The organism is Rhodococcus sp. 05-2256-B1 (assembly GCF_002258465.1).
Lineage (GTDB): Bacteria > Actinomycetota > Actinomycetes > Mycobacteriales > Mycobacteriaceae > Rhodococcoides > Rhodococcoides fascians.
The window spans coordinates 60,983-76,815 of record NZ_NOZA01000025.1 but is presented as its reverse complement, the minus strand read 5'-3'; the positions used below and the strand labels follow the sequence as shown (position 1 = coordinate 76,815).

5 protein-coding genes are annotated in these 15,833 nt (G+C 65.7%); 2 read left to right on the top strand and 3 right to left on the bottom strand.

Annotated features, from left to right (window positions below):
• Positions 1 to 33: 33 nt before the first annotated feature.
• A complete protein-coding gene (gene mobF / locus CH285_RS12800) occupies positions 34 to 6,228 on the top strand; it encodes a MobF family relaxase (protein ID WP_176458604.1) in 6,195 nt (2,064 codons plus the stop codon).
• A gap of 45 nt (positions 6,229 to 6,273) precedes the next feature.
• Here the strand turns inward: mobF and CH285_RS12795 are convergent, their stop codons facing one another.
• Together CH285_RS12795 and CH285_RS12790 are read right to left on the bottom strand one after the other, a co-directional pair.
• On the bottom strand, positions 6,274 to 7,830 hold the full coding sequence (locus tag CH285_RS12795) for a hypothetical protein (RefSeq protein WP_094642653.1): 1,557 nt from the start codon (positions 7,828 to 7,830) through the stop codon (positions 6,274 to 6,276).
• A 62-nt stretch (positions 7,831 to 7,892) separates the two neighbouring features.
• Positions 7,893 to 8,852, bottom strand: coding sequence for a hypothetical protein (locus CH285_RS12790; RefSeq protein WP_141215010.1), 960 nt, complete (start codon positions 8,850 to 8,852; stop codon positions 7,893 to 7,895).
• Positions 8,853 to 9,268: 416 nt separating this feature from the next.
• On the opposite strand from CH285_RS12790, the gene CH285_RS12785 reads away from it, so the two are divergent.
• A complete protein-coding gene (locus CH285_RS12785; RefSeq protein ID WP_094642651.1) occupies positions 9,269 to 9,658 on the top strand; it encodes a hypothetical protein in 390 nt (129 codons plus the stop codon).
• A gap of 75 nt (positions 9,659 to 9,733) precedes the next feature.
• Here CH285_RS12785 and CH285_RS12780 read toward each other — a convergent pair whose 3' ends face one another.
• Positions 9,734 to 15,781 (bottom strand): helicase-related protein, encoded by a 6,048-nt coding sequence (locus CH285_RS12780; RefSeq protein WP_256984159.1) that lies wholly within the window; start codon positions 15,779 to 15,781, stop codon positions 9,734 to 9,736.
• Between the last annotated feature and the right edge of the window lie 52 nt (positions 15,782 to 15,833).

Genomic DNA, 15,833 nt, shown 5'->3' with positions numbered 1-15,833 from the left:
CACTTTGACGATTTCGCTGGTAGGGTCCGGTCCATGATGGGTCTGCACAAGCTCACCGCTGGGGACGGGTATACGTACCTGACCAGGCAGGTCGCAGCGGCAGATTCCACCGAACGAGGGGCCGCCTCACTGGCCGAGTACTACTCCGAAAAAGGGGAGTCACCGGGCCGCTGGACCGGGTCCGGCCTCGCCGAGCTGAACACGATCGGCGCGGGCGAGCACGTCTCCGAGGCGCACATGAAGGCCCTGTTCGGTGACGGCCTGCACCCCGAGGCCGACACGATGTACGCGGAAAAGTTCGCGGCCGAGCTCGCTGCCGGTGCGTCGACGAAGAACGCCGAGCGCGCAGCGTCGGCGGCGATCAAGCTCGGACGTGCGTTCAAGATCGACAACGGAGCGTCGGACTATCGAATCGCGTGCGCGAAGGCGTTCGTCGAGCACAACCTCGCGGCCGGCGAGAAATGGAACGCACCGATCGAGGCCGAATCGCGCGCGACGATCCGCACCCGCGTCGCACGCGAGATGTTCGAGCGCGAGTACGGACGCGCCCCGGCCGACGAGCGCGAACTGTCCGGGTGGGTCGCCAAATCGGGGCGGCAGAACACCAAAGCCGTCGCCGGATTCGACCTCACGTTCACGCCCGTCAAGTCGGTCTCGGCACTGTGGGCAGTTGCGCCGCGAGAGATCTCCCAGGAAATCGAAGCAGCACACGACGCCGCGATCGCAGCCGCCCTCGACTACCTCGAAGAGCACGCCTGCTTCACCCGTCTCGGCAACGGCGGTGTCGCGCAAGTCGACGCGAACGGATTGATCGCCGCAGCGTTCACCCACCGCGATTCGCGCGCCGGAGATCCGAACCTGCACACCCACGTCGCGATCTCGAACAAGGTCTCCACAACCCTGCCGGACGGGACAACGAAGTGGCTCGCGCTCGACGGTGCCGCGTTGTACCGCAACAACGTTCCCGCCTCCGAGGTCTACAACACCGCCCTCGAAGCGCAACTGCGTGAACGCATCGGAGTCGACTTCGCCGAACGCCCGAGCGAGGACAGGTCGAAGCGTCCCGTCCGCGAAATCGTCGGCCTGGACACACGGCTGGCCGAACGCTGGTCCTCCCGCAACGCCGCCATCGTCGTGCGCACCGCCGAACTCGCACGCGAGTTCCAGGCCGAGCATCACCGCGAACCGACCGCCATCGAAGCGATCCGGCTCGCGCAGCGCGCGACCCTGGAAACCCGGCAGGCCAAACACGAACCGCGCTCGCACGCCGAGCAACGCGGAGGGTGGCGCGCCGAGGCGATCGACGTCCTCGGATCACCGAAAGCACTGTCGAAAATGGTCGCCGAGGTGACCGGCAAGAAACGCACCCGGGCGAGCGTGGACATCGACGACCCGCGCTGGATCGACTACACCGCCGCCGAAGTCGTCGAGGTCGTCTCCCGCGCACGCTCGCGCTACCAACGGCACAACATTCGCGCCGAAGCGATCCGTCAGGTCCGCACCGCCAACCCGCCGGCCGATCGCATCACCGACCTCGTCGAGGCGATCACCGACCGCGCCTGCGGCACCGACCTCGCCGTCACTCTCGGCGACGAACTCAGTGACGACGTCGCCGCAGACATCGCCCCGAATGTGATGCGTCGACGCGACGGCCGCGACGTGCACACCCGCCACGAAGCAACCTTGTTCACCACCAATGCAGTGCTCGATGCAGAGACGCGCATCGTCGCCCTTGCACAGCGCAACGACGGTGTTGCAGTGGCCGACGAGCATGTGGAGATGGCGCTGCTCGAGTCCGCAGCGAACGGCCGCGAACTCAACGTCGGACAACGCTCACTCGTGCGCGCGATGGCCACCTCCGGTGCGAAACTTCAGCTCGCACTCGCACCCGCCGGAACCGGCAAGACCACCGCCATGACCGCACTGACACGGTCGTGGCAGAACGCAGGCGGACACGTCATCGGGTTCGCACCGACCGCTGCCGCCGCCGCAGTCCTGCGTCAAGATATCTTGACGACTACCGATACGTTGGCGAAGTTCGTCGACATCACCAAGCGGTTGCGTAACGGCGATCCGGTGTCCGTTCCCGAGTGGTACACCAACATCGGACCGGACACTCTCGTCATCGTCGACGAAGCCGGAATGACCGGCACCCTCGACCTCGACGACGCAGTCACCGCCCTCGCCGAACGCGGTGCAACGGTGCGGTTGATCGGAGACGATCAACAGCTCGCGTCCGTCGCATCCGGGGGCGTGCTGCGCGACATCCACGACCGCGTCGGCGCACTCACCCTCTCGCAGGTGGTGCGCTTCCGCGACAAAGCAACCGGCGCGGCCGAAGGCGCGGCATCGCTCGCACTGCGTGACGGCGACGACGCCGCGATCGGCTTCTACATCGACCACTCCCGGCTGCACGTCGGCTCGATCGCCACCGTCACCGACGACGCCTACAGCGCGTGGAGCGCCGACCGCGCCGCCGGCAAGGACGCACTGCTGCTCGCCCCCACCCGTGAACTCGTCGCCGAACTCAACACCCGCGCCCGCGCCGACCGCCTCGCCGCCACCGACACGAAGGTCGGGCGTGAAGCCGTCCTCGCCGACGGCCTCCGCGCCAGCGTCGGGGACATCGTCCGCACCCGCTCCAACGACCGCCGCAACCCGCTCTCGCAAACCGACTGGGTCCGCAACGGTGACCGCTGGACCGTCGAGAACGTCGGCCGCGACGGATCACTCGTAGTACGCCACCTCGAACTCGGACGCACCGTCACCCTGTTACCGGACTACGTCCAGTCCGCCACCGAACTCGGCTACGCCGGAACCGTGCACTCCGCGCAGGGTTCGACCGCCGACACCTGCCACGTCGTGGCCACCGGCGACGAAACCCGTCAGCTCGCCTACGTCGCACTCACACGCGGGCGACTGAACAACCACATGTATCTCGCGACCGCATCGGACGGCGACCTGCACACCGCGATGACCGAACGCGGAATGCTGCCCCCGACCGCCGTCGACGACTTCCGGGCGATCCTGCGCCGCGACGGTGCACAGGTCTCCGCGCACTCGACTCTCGCTGCCGCCGCCGACCCACACACGCATCTGGCACCGGCTGCGAACGCTTACGACTACTCCGTCGCCACCGCCTGCGAAGTCCTCGCCGGACCCACCGTGATGGCCGCGATCGACACCGCCGCCGACACTGCGATCGCCGGCCTCACCGACGACGCCGCATGGCCGGTCCTGCGTGGACACCTCGCGATCCTCGCCGCGCACGGACGCGACCCGGTCGACGCACTGAACACCGCAATCAGCGAACGCGAACTCGGCAGCGCCTTCGACCGGGCCGCAGTCCTGGATTGGCGGCTCGACTCCACCGGACGCCATTCCACCGCGCGTGGAGCATCGGCGCAGGGACCGCTGCCGTGGCTGCCCGCCATCCCCGACGCACTGCGCAAGGAACCGGAGTGGGCGAGCTACCTCGACGCCCGCGCCGACGCCATCACTGGTCATCGAGGCCGCATCGCCGCCGACGTCGCCACGTGGACACCGACGACTGCACCGGTGTGGGCGCGTCCGTTGCTCACCGACGAGCCCGACCGGGGGCTGCTCACCGATCTCGCGGTGTTCCGCGCCGCGCACGACGTCGACCCGGCCGACCGTCGTCCGACCGGACCCGAGCAGCTCGCCGCCGCATCGGTGAAAGCGCAACGCAGCCTCGACCGCCGCGCCGAGACCGTCATCGGCACCACCAACGACGCCGTGAAGCGGTGGCGTCCGTTCGTCGACGAACTCGACACCCACATCGCCCGCGATCCGTACTTCCCGATCCTCGCCGACCGACTCTCCGCAGCCGCCCGCGCCGGAATCGAAGTCCACACCCTCGTCCGCGACTCCCTCGCCACGTCGCCGCTACCGGACGAGCTGCCCGCTGCCGCTCTGTGGTGGCGACTGTCCGGTGAACTCTCCGCCGCCGCGGTCGACGCCGACACCGACGGCTCGGTCCTCGCACCATCGTGGGCACCGGTACTGACCGAACTGCTCGGCTACACAGCTGCCGTCCGGGTGATGTCGGATGCGGCGTGGCCCTCACTCGTGGCGACCGTCGACGACGCCGACCCGACCCTGTGGACCCCGGGACAGTTGCTCGGCACCGCGTACGAGTTCCTGCACGGCGGCATCGACCCGGTCGATCACGGTGTCACCCTGCCCGCTCACGAACTCGCCACCGCGCTGACGTGGCGGGCCGAGATGCTGGTGCGCGAGAACCACCTCGCCCGCACCTACACCCCGCCGCCCATCGAGCCACTGTCGGTCGAGGACGAAGAAGCCCTCTCCCCGCTCGACGAGACGATCGGCGACACCACCGCCGACGTGTTGCCGGCCGAGTTCGCCGATCCGGACAACCTCCCGGCACCGGTCAACGCGCCCACAGCAGCAGTCGACGCAGCCGCGCCGACGATCCCGCTGGTCAGTGACGCTGACTACCTCGCCTCCCTCGACGCACTCGACGCCCCGGTCGACTACGACCAAGCACCACCACCGGAGTACGTCAGCGGGTACGACGAGTACACCGGTTCCGACGTCGTTGAGTCCGGTGCAGACGATGCCGAAGCCGACGTGTGGGATGCATTGCGCTCGCAGATCGAGACGATCGAGCTGCCGTACCCGACGGTCACCACCGACGAACGAGTACGACTGCTCACCGCTGATCTCGACGACGCAAAGGTCAAGTACCGGGAGCTACGTGCGCGGATTTCCGACGGCACCAGCTCGGCACAGTTCCATGCCCGCACGATGCTCGCCGAGCTGCAGGAGCGAGCCGACCGGCAACGACCCGCCCGGATCGAGATGCTCGACACCCGCCAGGAGTGGACCGACCGCGAGTTCGAGGCCGAAGCGCTCTGGCATCACATCGACACCGTCATCCGGCCCGCCGTTGCCGCCGACGTTGCGGCTGCCGGGGACGATGACGATGCCCGCGCCCTCGCGCAGCGTGGTCTCGATTGGGAGATCTGGCGCGCCGGTTTAGTCGACGACACCGCGACGGCCGCCCGTGCGCGGGCACACGCCGCTGCCGCGGAGTACGAGCGGGTCACCGCGGCCGACGGGGGAGAAGCCACCGCCGTCGACGTCACCACCGCACGCCTCGCGGCTGAGAGCATCGACCTCGCTGCTCTCGCTGATCTCAAGGCCGATGTGGACCGCACCGAAGCGATGCTGTGGCGGGCAGAACAGGCAGCGAAGCGTGTAGCGATGACCGATACCTCGGCCCCGTCGACGCGGGTGCAACCTGCCGCCGAGGTCGTCGACGCACCACAAATCGATACCGTGGTCGAGCAGCTCGAGCGCGAAGCGCCTGCCCCGACAGAACTGGCGGTGGAGGACACCAGCGAGACCACCAACGATCCGCAACCGGTGCTCTCGCCGGCGGACGCCGCCTTGCTCGCGAAGATGCAGCAAGACCCGATCCGACTTGTCCCGGACGCGGAGTTGATCGCGTTCGTCGACCGTGCTGGACGATCGCGCACCGCACCGACCGTCGTCGCGGACACGGAGAAGCTGTATGCCAGGCTCGACGAGCAAGCTGCAGCGATTGCCGCAGCCCGAGAGCTCGCGGCGGAACTGCGCCGGATCGGGGCAGAACACGAGGCGGCGCGCACCGAACACGCTGCACTCACCGGACGTTTGTCGACCGCCAAACGGCGCGACCGCAAGACCCTCGAACCTGCCGTCGCTGACGCCCGACTACGGGAAGAGCGCCTCGCCCGACAGGCCCGCGACACCCAACGCGCAGCTCAGGACGCCATCGGACGTGTTCAGACAGAGAACAGTGAATGGTCCGCCATCGTGCAGCGCGCGACCGATCCGGACCGTCGTGCCGCCGACCTTGCCGCCGCGGCTGTGTTCGACACCGCCATCACCGAACGAGGCCGGCGTCTGCGGGCAGTGACGTTGGCCGGAGAACGCCATGCTGCCGAACAGCGCGTGCGTGCCGTCATCGGTACCGCACGCGCGGTTGCGGCCTCTCCGATCGAAGGGCTCACCGACACCGACAACCGTGTCACCGGCATCGAACCAGGCGATTCGGACGCGCAAAAGCGAATCGCGCGCCTGGTCGCCGACGCGCCTAGCCCCGGGCGGTCACACACCCGCACGCAGTCAATGCGTCCGGAACGCCAGTCCGACCCTGTCGTCACCGAACGCCAGCACGATAACGACTACGGACTCTGATCTTCCGAATACCGGAACATCGGTGTGGCCAGTTCTGCGTTGGGGTCACTCATCAGTTTCTGTCTGTACAGCGGCCAATTCGGCGGCGACCGCGGCGGCTGCAACCTCGGCCATGAGCTTGATGAACGCAGCGCCGTCCGGGCTCAACCTGTATGGAGGGGACACGTAGATGACGTCATCGTCTCCCAGCCGCACTTCGGCAGACGAGTCGTAAAGGCACTCGATACCACCGGCAATCACCAATTCATCGTTGGGTCCGACAGCGAAGCTAGCGGACCAGACTGCACCGTTGCCTGCAGCGGAGTCGGGGTGCGGGTGCTCGAAGTGAATACTCGCGACCAGCTGCCCGGCCGCAGTGACCAAGGTCTTGCGAGCGGGTACGCTCCCGCCCCCGACTGCAGGGTCGTCTTGGACGCGGGTGTCCGTCAACTCGCTCAGATATTCGGCCAGCCATTCCTGTGCATCCGCGTCATCACCGAAATCCAAGTCCAAGTCAGCGGCGACTGCTCGATCGACCTGGCGAACGTCCACTACGTCCGTACCCCGAAATTCCGCGACGCATCCGATCTGGAGCAGAGTGTCCACTTCGTCGTTGCCTGGGAAGATCGAGCCGTCGCGATTGTCGACTGTGTACCCCTCGACCTCAATGACGGTGTCCAATGTCAGATCGAACGAGGCGTAGCGGATGTCTCCAGTTTCGGACTCGTCGATACCTACGCCTGAGATGCCCACGACATGCGAGTTGGGATGGACTTGAACGGCGGTCACCTGATCGAACTGTGCACCAGGATCAGAGGGCAATCCTGATAGATCAATGTCGGCAACCAACCTGGTCGCCCACGATTCCGCCGGCACGCCGTGTCCGTCCTCGCCGTCGTGTAGATCCTGCTCTGCTTCCCGAAAATATCTAACGATGGCGCTGTGGACCTCAGCGTTCTCTCGCCTCTGTTCGGCTTCTTGATTCCGTTCGGCATGAAAGGACGCGAGACCGTCCATCAACGCCTTTTCGTTCCCGAACACCTTGACATCTTGACCACCAGGGATGGTGCCAAGGGTCTTGTAGATGTCGGGTTTGTTGCTGCTCAGAAATGCGAGTTCACCGACCCTGTGCCGTCCGATGTGCTCTGTCGAGTCGCGCACCAGTGCCGAGTCGGCGGCTCCGGTCTTGACTCCGTCTTTTCGTGCCCCGGGACCCGTCAGAAGAATCTGATCTTTGAGGGCCTGTATGGCAGACCCGCCGTGCACCGGGACGACCTCGACGTTCGGCATTCGCCTTAAGGTTTCCTCGATCGCGCTGGCAATTTCAGGTCTGGTCAGCGTCTTCGTCGGGGCAACTGGCATCTCGGGGATGTTCAGACGGTCGAGTCTGCGGAGCGCTGGTAGCACTTCCGCTTGTGTTGCCGCAGCGTGGTCGGCCCATTCCCAGGTGACTACTTGAGGAACCCACAACTGCACGCCCTGGGCAGCGAGGCGCGCCGCGAGCCCCTGCACCCACAAGGCGTCGAACTCTCCTTTGTGCCCGGACATGTTGGTGTCCAGGACGACGAACCGCGCGTGTACGGGATCGGCCTCAGCAGGTTCTTCGGGCGCGCCTTCGGTCATGCCTCATTGAACCAGAACCGCACGGCGACCTGCGGTTTCTGCGTTTGCGGCACAGGACCTGGCTACACGGGCTCGAACTCAATGGGTCGTGCAATCTTGTTGAAAGTCAGGTGAGGTGATGGATTGACGACCAAACCACGTGTTTCCGCGTGGAAGCTCTCGATGTCCGCAATGTTCTTGACAATCGTCGCCCACCGCAAGTAGGCGATGTCATCGATTCGTCGTAGGTAGTTCAGGACGCCGACGCCGAGTTGGCTGGTGGTGACGACGGTCTGTCCAGCTAACGGACGAAGAACCAACCACGTGACGTACTGCGCGACCTGAGGGGCGTGCGGCCGCCCCTTCATTGCCTTGCGGACACTGTCGAGGAACTTCTTGGGCCCGAAATCGACAGTCTCACGCTGGGATTCGGCTCCTGAGGGTTGCTTGACTACAAGGCGTGGAGTCCATGCGGTGGCACGCGGAGTCCAGCTCTCCCGATCCACGGTCGGGCGTTCGACTTGATCGTGACCGGAGATCAAATCTGGGTACTCGTCACCGAGCCATGCCAGGACGTCCTCCGCGCGAGCCCACCCCGGCCGACCGCGCTTCCCACGTGCCCGATAGTCCATCGCGTAGAGCACGTGCAGCATGTGGTGACCATTTTCCTTGAGGTAGTGCTCGACTGCATCGCGAATCACTACGACGTCCATGACGAGAACTGTTTCGGTGGTCCCGTCCTTCGTCGTGCGTTCGATCTTCTCGAGTACGCCCTGCGTGCGCATTCGCGCACGTAGCGCGTCGATGGTTCCGGCGACGATCTCCTCGGCACGCTCCTCGCTGACCCGGAGGAACGTTCTCTCGACGACATCGTTGCGCAGCAGTTCTCGGTCGAAATAGCCGCCGATGGATCCGTCACCGTTACGCAGTCGAGCATCCTCGAGCTCCCACCCGATCGAGGACTCGATCGTTCTGTAGCGATGCCCGTTTGTGCACAGGCGGTCTCGCTTCAAGCCCTCCGGTATCGCCACGGTTCGCGTCACCCTCGTATCCGACGCACACAATGCACACAACATCCGTCGTACCTCCGTCGCTGTCCGTTCGAGCCCCATCTGCCACAGGGGTCACGCCATGACGGCGCAGGCCATGGCTATATGCGCTAACTAGCGTAACTGTGTGGTCAGACGCGCACAAGAGTTGCGTATCTGTACAACATGGAACTGATCAGAACTAGTGTATCGGGCGCTATTGCCACGTTATTACGTTGTGAGGCAGTCTTATTCGCGTGGCACCGGGACGTACCGCACTGCACGCGAGATTGCAGAAAGACCCCTTCGGGAACCTCTGCATCGCTTATTTGTGCAGTCGTGGTTCGCCCGCCCACGGACGACCGTGACCATCGGTGCGTCTAGATAGGCATCGCGACCACATAACGATGCCCCTGCCGGAAGGAAGACCGATGACGGTCATCACCGACAAACCCCGTTCGTTGCTACTCAAGATTCGCGTTGCTTTCGTCGTGGGACTGGCGTCTTTGTTCGTAGTTGCCGGAGCCGGGGCGGCATCCGCTGGCCCCCCGACGTATCCGATCGTCGATGTCCAGACAGGGGCTGCTGCCCGCACGGCACCATCCACTGCATCGGGCACCCTTCGTGGATATGTGACCTGGCACGGCAATACTCAGCCGTCGTGGGTCAAGTGCTGGCAGGACGGCGATTGGGCCACCGGCAATTACCGCACCAACCGATGGTTCCTTGTCTACGTCAACGAGACGCGAGATATTGCTCCGCAGTGGCTGTACGTGCACGCGTCGTACGTCTACAACCAGAAAATCGTGGGAAGGTGCTGACGCTCACGACCATCTGAACACCATTGACAGAACAAGCTGCCCCGGAACGAGACCTCGTTCCGGGGCAGCTTGTTTCTACATGTCGAGGTCGTATCCGTTGTCAGGTTCGTGACCCGGCTCCGGCCCCTCGTTCTCGGTACCCTTCCATGGCTTGGCGGGCCCCGGACCGTCTTCTACCGCGCGGAGAAAGTGTCCGGGCCGAGTCGATGTGTCGCCCGGTTGCCGATGTTCGCTTCCTCCTGCGCTCTGCGCGCTCGCATGTTGAGCAGCCACGGATTTGGCGTGCATCATGGCCCGCACTTCGTCCGCGCTTCCCATTCCGAGTTCTTCGACAAGGGCTTTGGTGGGATTGAGCATCAGCGACCACTTCGGCTCGCGGCCCTTCGCTGCGGCGCGTTCGGCACGGGCCGCGTCGCGCGCGAGGGCTTCTGGGCTGGTCTCGGCGTCCTTGATTTCGCGCCGCAGCCGCGTCACTTCGTTCGAGAGGTCCTTGAGCTGTACTGCTTTCGGGAAGTCCGAGAGCTCGATCAGTTCGAGGTCGTCGAGGCGTTGTTCGTCTCGATCGAGTGAGCGTTCGGCCTTGGCCAGGTCGGTGTCGACGGTGTATGCCATGTTCTCCACCCGCGTGAGCAGGCCGAGTGAATGTTGGCTGCGATCGCCGTCCCCGATCCTCGGATACAGATCGTGGGCTTCGATGACCTTCGTTGACGACCCGAGACCGGAGAACGACAGATACAGCGCACTGTCCTGGGCCGGGCGAGAGGCCTCGATCGGGAATCCGCTCATCTCCGCGATCACCATCGTCTTGGTCAACCCTTCGCCCTTGAGGGACTGGTAGGTGCCCTGCAACGCCGTGGCCATCGCATTTGCGGCGTCACTGCGCTTGTCGTAGAACACCCCGCGGATGGTCATACCGGGCCACTGGTCGACCTCGCGCCGGCCTTTGAGGATCGGTGCTGCTTCTTTCAATCCGGCGACCCGCTGGCGCGCGCGGGGCACTTCACGTCGCAGCCGGTCGCGGTCGCGTTCGATGGAGCGTTGCTCGGCGAAATGCGAATCCGCTTCGGACTGGAGCTCCTGAAGCTGGGAGTCGAGTTCGATCTGCTGAATGTAGCGATCGTCACCGGTGGCCAGGGCCTTGGTCATCGCCGAGTTCTCGGCGAGCGAGTCGCTGTCGAGGTCGACCACCCGCCGCATCGACCTGTCCGCTTTCTTGAGCTGTTCGATGAAGTGCGCCTTGCGGTGCACGGTCTGCCACATGACGGTGTCGAAGGTCTTCTCGGCGACGTAGTTGAACACCTTGACGTGCGCGTTCTGGTTGCCCTGCCGGATGATTCGGCCCTCGCGTTGTTCGAGGTCGGCCGGTCGCCACGGCACGTCGACGTGGTGCAGTGCGATTGCGCGGTCCTGGATGTTGGTGCCGGTGCCCATCTTCTCGGTGGACCCGAACACCACCGATACCTTTCCGGTGCGGCACATCTCGAACAGGCGGGCCTTCTCCGACGGCTTCGGGTAGTCGTGGACGTAGGCGATCCGAGCGGGCTCCATCCCGCCGGCGAGCAACTCTGCGCGGATCCCGTCGTAGATCGACCACGACCCGTCGGCTTTCGGGGTGGATCGGTCGCAGAACACGATCTGCAACGCACCCGGTGTCGGGTGGGGTTCACCGGAGGCATCGAGGTAGTTGTTCTCGCTCGATTCGTTGTGCACGTTCAGGATTCGTTGCGCGACGATGTGCGCGCGCGAATGCTCCGGCGGTGCTGGATCCAGATGCGCGACCCTGGGGTCGAGGGTGGCGTTGCGGCCGTCGTTGGCGACCTTGAGCGCATTGTCGATGTCGGGGCGTTTGGCGTCGGCATTATCGGCGCGATACCCGAGGTCGGCGATGAAGTCCTGCACCTCGAGCGCCGGGGTGAACGTGACGTCGGTGTTGCGGCCACCGTCCTTGACCGGGAGATTCGCCGGCACCTGATCGCGGGTGACGGCGTCGGTGTACACGCTGGTCATGCCGATGAGATCGCCGACGTTGGTGAATTCCCCGACCCGAGTCACTGCCCGCAGTCTCGATCCGGACGAGTTCAGCTCGACTCGTTCGACGGTGTCGGTGAACGTCGCCCCCCAGTCGTTGATCGAGGCTACCCCGGCGTCCTCGAGGAGATCGGGACGCAGGTAGTGCTGCATCACCCACAGTTCGGCGAGGGAGTTCGCGACCGGGGTGCCGGTGGCGAACGTGGCGACTCGCTCGATGTATTCCTCGGGCGGGATGCCTTTGGTGATCGCTTCCTCGCGGCGCATCGACCGCAGATAGTTGAGCTTGAGGTCCATGTCGGTCGCGCGGTGCGAGCCGGAATTGGCGAGCTCGGCGACCCCGGAGGCGCGCGCCAGGTTCTTGAACTCGTGCGCTTCGTCGACGAACAGGTAGTCCGCCCCCGATGCCTCGAACGTGAGCCCGCGGTCCTTCCCGGCCTGTTCGAGGGCGGTTTCGAGTCTTTCTTCGAGCTTGGCTTTCATCGCTTCGAGCCGCTTCTTGGTCAGACCTTCGTCGACGTTGCCGAGTTCGGCGTCCAGCTCGGCGACCTGTCCACGGATGTATTCCGCTTTCGTACCGGGGTCGACCCCGATGGAGGAGAACACCGACCGCGGGACGATGACCATGTCCCAGTCCTGCGAGGCGGACTGGGCGACGAGCAATCGGCGCCCTTCGGCGTCGGTGGCCGCCGATCCGGAGAGGATTCTCGCGCCGGGATACCACTGGCCTGCTTCGCGGACGACCTGGTCGATGATGTGGTTGGGCACCACCACCCACGGCTTGTTCGCCAGCCCGAGGCGCTTGAGCTCCATCGCGCCCATCAAGATGGTGCCGGTCTTGCCGGCCCCGACGACGTGATCGAGGAGCACCGTCGGCTCGGAGACGATCCGGGCCGCGGCGTCGCGTTGATACGGGTACGGCGAGTACTTGTCCCCGAGACCGGGAAAGGACATGTGCGCACCCGAATGCACCGGTGCGACCAGGGAATTGAACTTGTCGTTGTAGATGTCGAGGAGCTGCTCGCGCCGGACCTCGTCGGCGTGCAACGCCCACTGCCCGAACTCCTGGGACAGTCGCCGGGCCTTCGACTGGGCGGCGCGGGTCGCAGCATCGTGGATTGCTCCCGCGCCCGCTCGATCACGAAACTCCTTCGAGCTGGTGATCTCGACGGTGTCGCTGTTGAGCAGGTCCTGGAGAAGCTCTTTCCATGTGTAGTCCCCAGCGCGCATCCCGGCGTTGGCGACACCGCGGTCTTCGGCGGGCCGGTGCTCGAAGTTGAACTTCGTCGACCATGCGTGACGTTTGGGCATCAGCGCCCACTTGAGGTCCTGCTCACTGCTGCCCGGGTAGTGCCCGACAGCGACCTCCCAGCGCCCCGACGCCCGTTCGATGGTGACCGGCACATCGGCCGGTACCTCGAAGGTTTCCCGGACGAACTGGGTGTAGGTCTCGATCGGCACCCACGGCGCACCGAGGGAGACATCGACGTCGGTCTTCCGCGGCGGGATCGCCGCGCTGAGGGCGTCGACGTTGGCCTGGTAGCGGGGATCGAGCGCGGCGACCTCTTCGGCGTCGGCGAGCTTGGTGCGGACATTGCCCGACAGATACGTCGACGACGACACCCATCGGGTCGGGTCCGTCAACGTGCGGAAAGCGCGTCCTTCCATCTGGGTCTCGGCCTGCTCGACGGTGGTCCCGAGTAGCTCCGCGATTCGCCCGACGTCGAGGCGGGCTTGTTCGTCGAGACTGATGGCCATCGCCTCGTCGACGGTCTCGGCGTAGTCCCGCAGCTCACGCGAATGCAGGACGTCGGTGTGGAAGATCGCCGCCTTGCGGGCGGTCATCGTCTCCTCGTCGAAGTGTTCGAGCGCGAAGACCGGCGCGAACGTCGGATCGGTCCGTAGGGCTTTGCCGAGGTGGCTCTGCAGCTTGGTGGGCTGTCGGGGATTGATCCACGCATCGTCGGAGAGCCGGTCGTAGACGTCTTCGGGGATCTCCCCGGCATACGGGTCTCCAGCGACGCCTTCGTCCTTACGCCAGGTGTCGATCAGCTTCGCCAGAGCGGCGTCGTGCTGCGATTCGGTGAGGTCCTTGGGCACGGTCATCGCGAACCGGTTGATCGGCCCGTAGCGGCCGACGTAGGCGTCGTACTGCTCACCCAGGATCTCCCGCAGAGCTTGCCGCTGCCCGGGACTGGTCGCGGCGTCCTTCTGCGACTCGATCAACGCGCGGGTGGTGTCGCGCAGGGCCAGCAACTGTCCCCATTCGGCGACCTGTTTGGCTCCGCGGGTGCTCACCGGCTCCCAGTCGCGGGAGTTCCAACGTTCGATGGTCTCTGCCTGCGCGTCGTGCCGCAGGGTTCCCACCGCGAGGTCCGTCTCCTCGAGGGTGTTCCCGGCGGCGAGCAGACCGCGTTCGAAGTCCTCTCGGGTCGGGCCGAGGGTGTCGCGCCACGATGCGGTATGTCCGAGATCGGCAGCTTTCGCGGCGTCGACGATGGTTCCGAGCCGATCCTCGACCAGGGACGGGAGGTCGACGTCGCTGTCGGGGGCGTCGACCGACAAAGTCTCGTTGCCGTACATCCCGTGCCCGACCCGCAGCTCACCGAGCACCCATTCCGGGTGATCGGTATAGACGGCGTTGATCGGAACGCCCTTGTCCTCGCCGGCATCATCGAGCGCGGTGGCGTTCTCGAGCTGCAAGAACCGCTCGGTCAACGGTGCAGGCTTCGCCCCGTCGGCGCGGCGACGCAACACGAGGATGTCGGTGACGACCTCGGTCCCGGCGACCCGCCGGAATGCGTTGGACGGCAACCTCACTGCGCCGACGAGGTCGCCGAGGGCGGCGATGTCGCGGCGGGCCCGCTGGTTCTGGGCGTCGAGGGTGTAGCGGGAGGTCAGGACGGTGACGTACCCGCCGGGTGCGGTCATCGCCAACGATTTGACGATGAAGTGATTGTGGATCGAGTGCTTGGCCTGGTTGTGGACCGGGTCGTAGAGCCGGTAGTCACCGAACGGGACGTTGCCGATCGCCGCGGTGAACGAGGACGCCGGTGCGGTGGTCTTCTCGAATCCTTCGCCGCGGATCTGCGCGGACGGATTCAACGCGGCGGCGATCGCGGCGGTGGTGGCGTCGAGCTCAACCCCGACCATCTGTGCCGAGGTGGGGGCGTGAGCGATGAATGTTCCCGACCCGCAACCCGGTTCGAGAACACGGCCGCCGGTGAAACCGGCCCGGATCGTGGCCTTCCACATCGCCGCGGCGATGGCCGGGTCGGTGTAGTGAGCGTTGAGGATGGTCCGCTGCGCCTGCGCCCACGCGGTGTCGTCGAGTAGGGCGCGGACCTGCTCGCGTTCGGCGGTCCAGTCGTCGCGGCGCGGGTCGAACACCTGCGGGGTCGCGCCCCAACTCGACCAGCGCGCCAGGACCGCTTGCTCGTCGGCGGTGGCGTAGCGATCCTGCGCGGTCACATCCGCCAGCACCCGCAGCGCCTCGATGTTCGCCGCCACACGGGCTTTCGCTCCGGACGGCACCAGTATCTCGGTGCCCGGCCGGAAATCGACGGGCTCGACATTCCACAATCGCTCGGCGACCGTCTGCGTGTCGACCACCATCCCTTCGGTGGTGTCCGGTACTGCGGTGTTCGGCGTGACGGTCGCAGCTTCGGTCGGTGTAGACGCCGGTGGCTGGGGAGTCGGTTCGACTGTGGGGGAGTCGGTCTCGCCGGTGGGCGCGGGAGGGTTCTGCGTGGTTAGGAGTTGGTCGACGCGGCGGCCGTCGACGGCGATCAGGTGCCGACTCTGGTTGCCGAAGCTCACCGCCGCAGCGTGATCGTCGGGCCCGAGAGTCTTCTGATTCTCCTCGGGAATGAGCGACACATCGCCTGCACGGCGCAGCTCCATCAGTGCATCGGTGACCTGCTCGGCGGTCAGCGTCCCGTCGAGGTCGGCGCGGATCCGCGCCAGCCGCACATACGCCTCGTCCGCACGCGCCAGCCGGCCGTAAGCATCGCGCACGAGTTCCGTCGGTGTCGGTGCCGCGATCTGCACGGCAACGTCCGGTTCGTTGTCGGCAGCGGTCTCGGCGGCGAGGATCTCAGGATCGACCGGGTCGGGGAGCGGTGTCCCGCCGATATCGGCGGCGTTC

Excerpts from the sequence above, each read along its gene's own strand:
- CH285_RS12785 (WP_094642651.1), top strand. The coding sequence starts at position 9,269 with ATGACGGTCATCACCGACAAACCCCGTTCGTTGCTACTCAAGATTCGC.
- CH285_RS12795 (WP_094642653.1), bottom strand. The coding sequence starts at position 7,830 with ATGACCGAAGGCGCGCCCGAAGAACCTGCTGAGGCCGATCCCGTACAC.
- mobF (WP_176458604.1), top strand. The coding sequence starts at position 34 with ATGATGGGTCTGCACAAGCTCACCGCTGGGGACGGGTATACGTACCTG.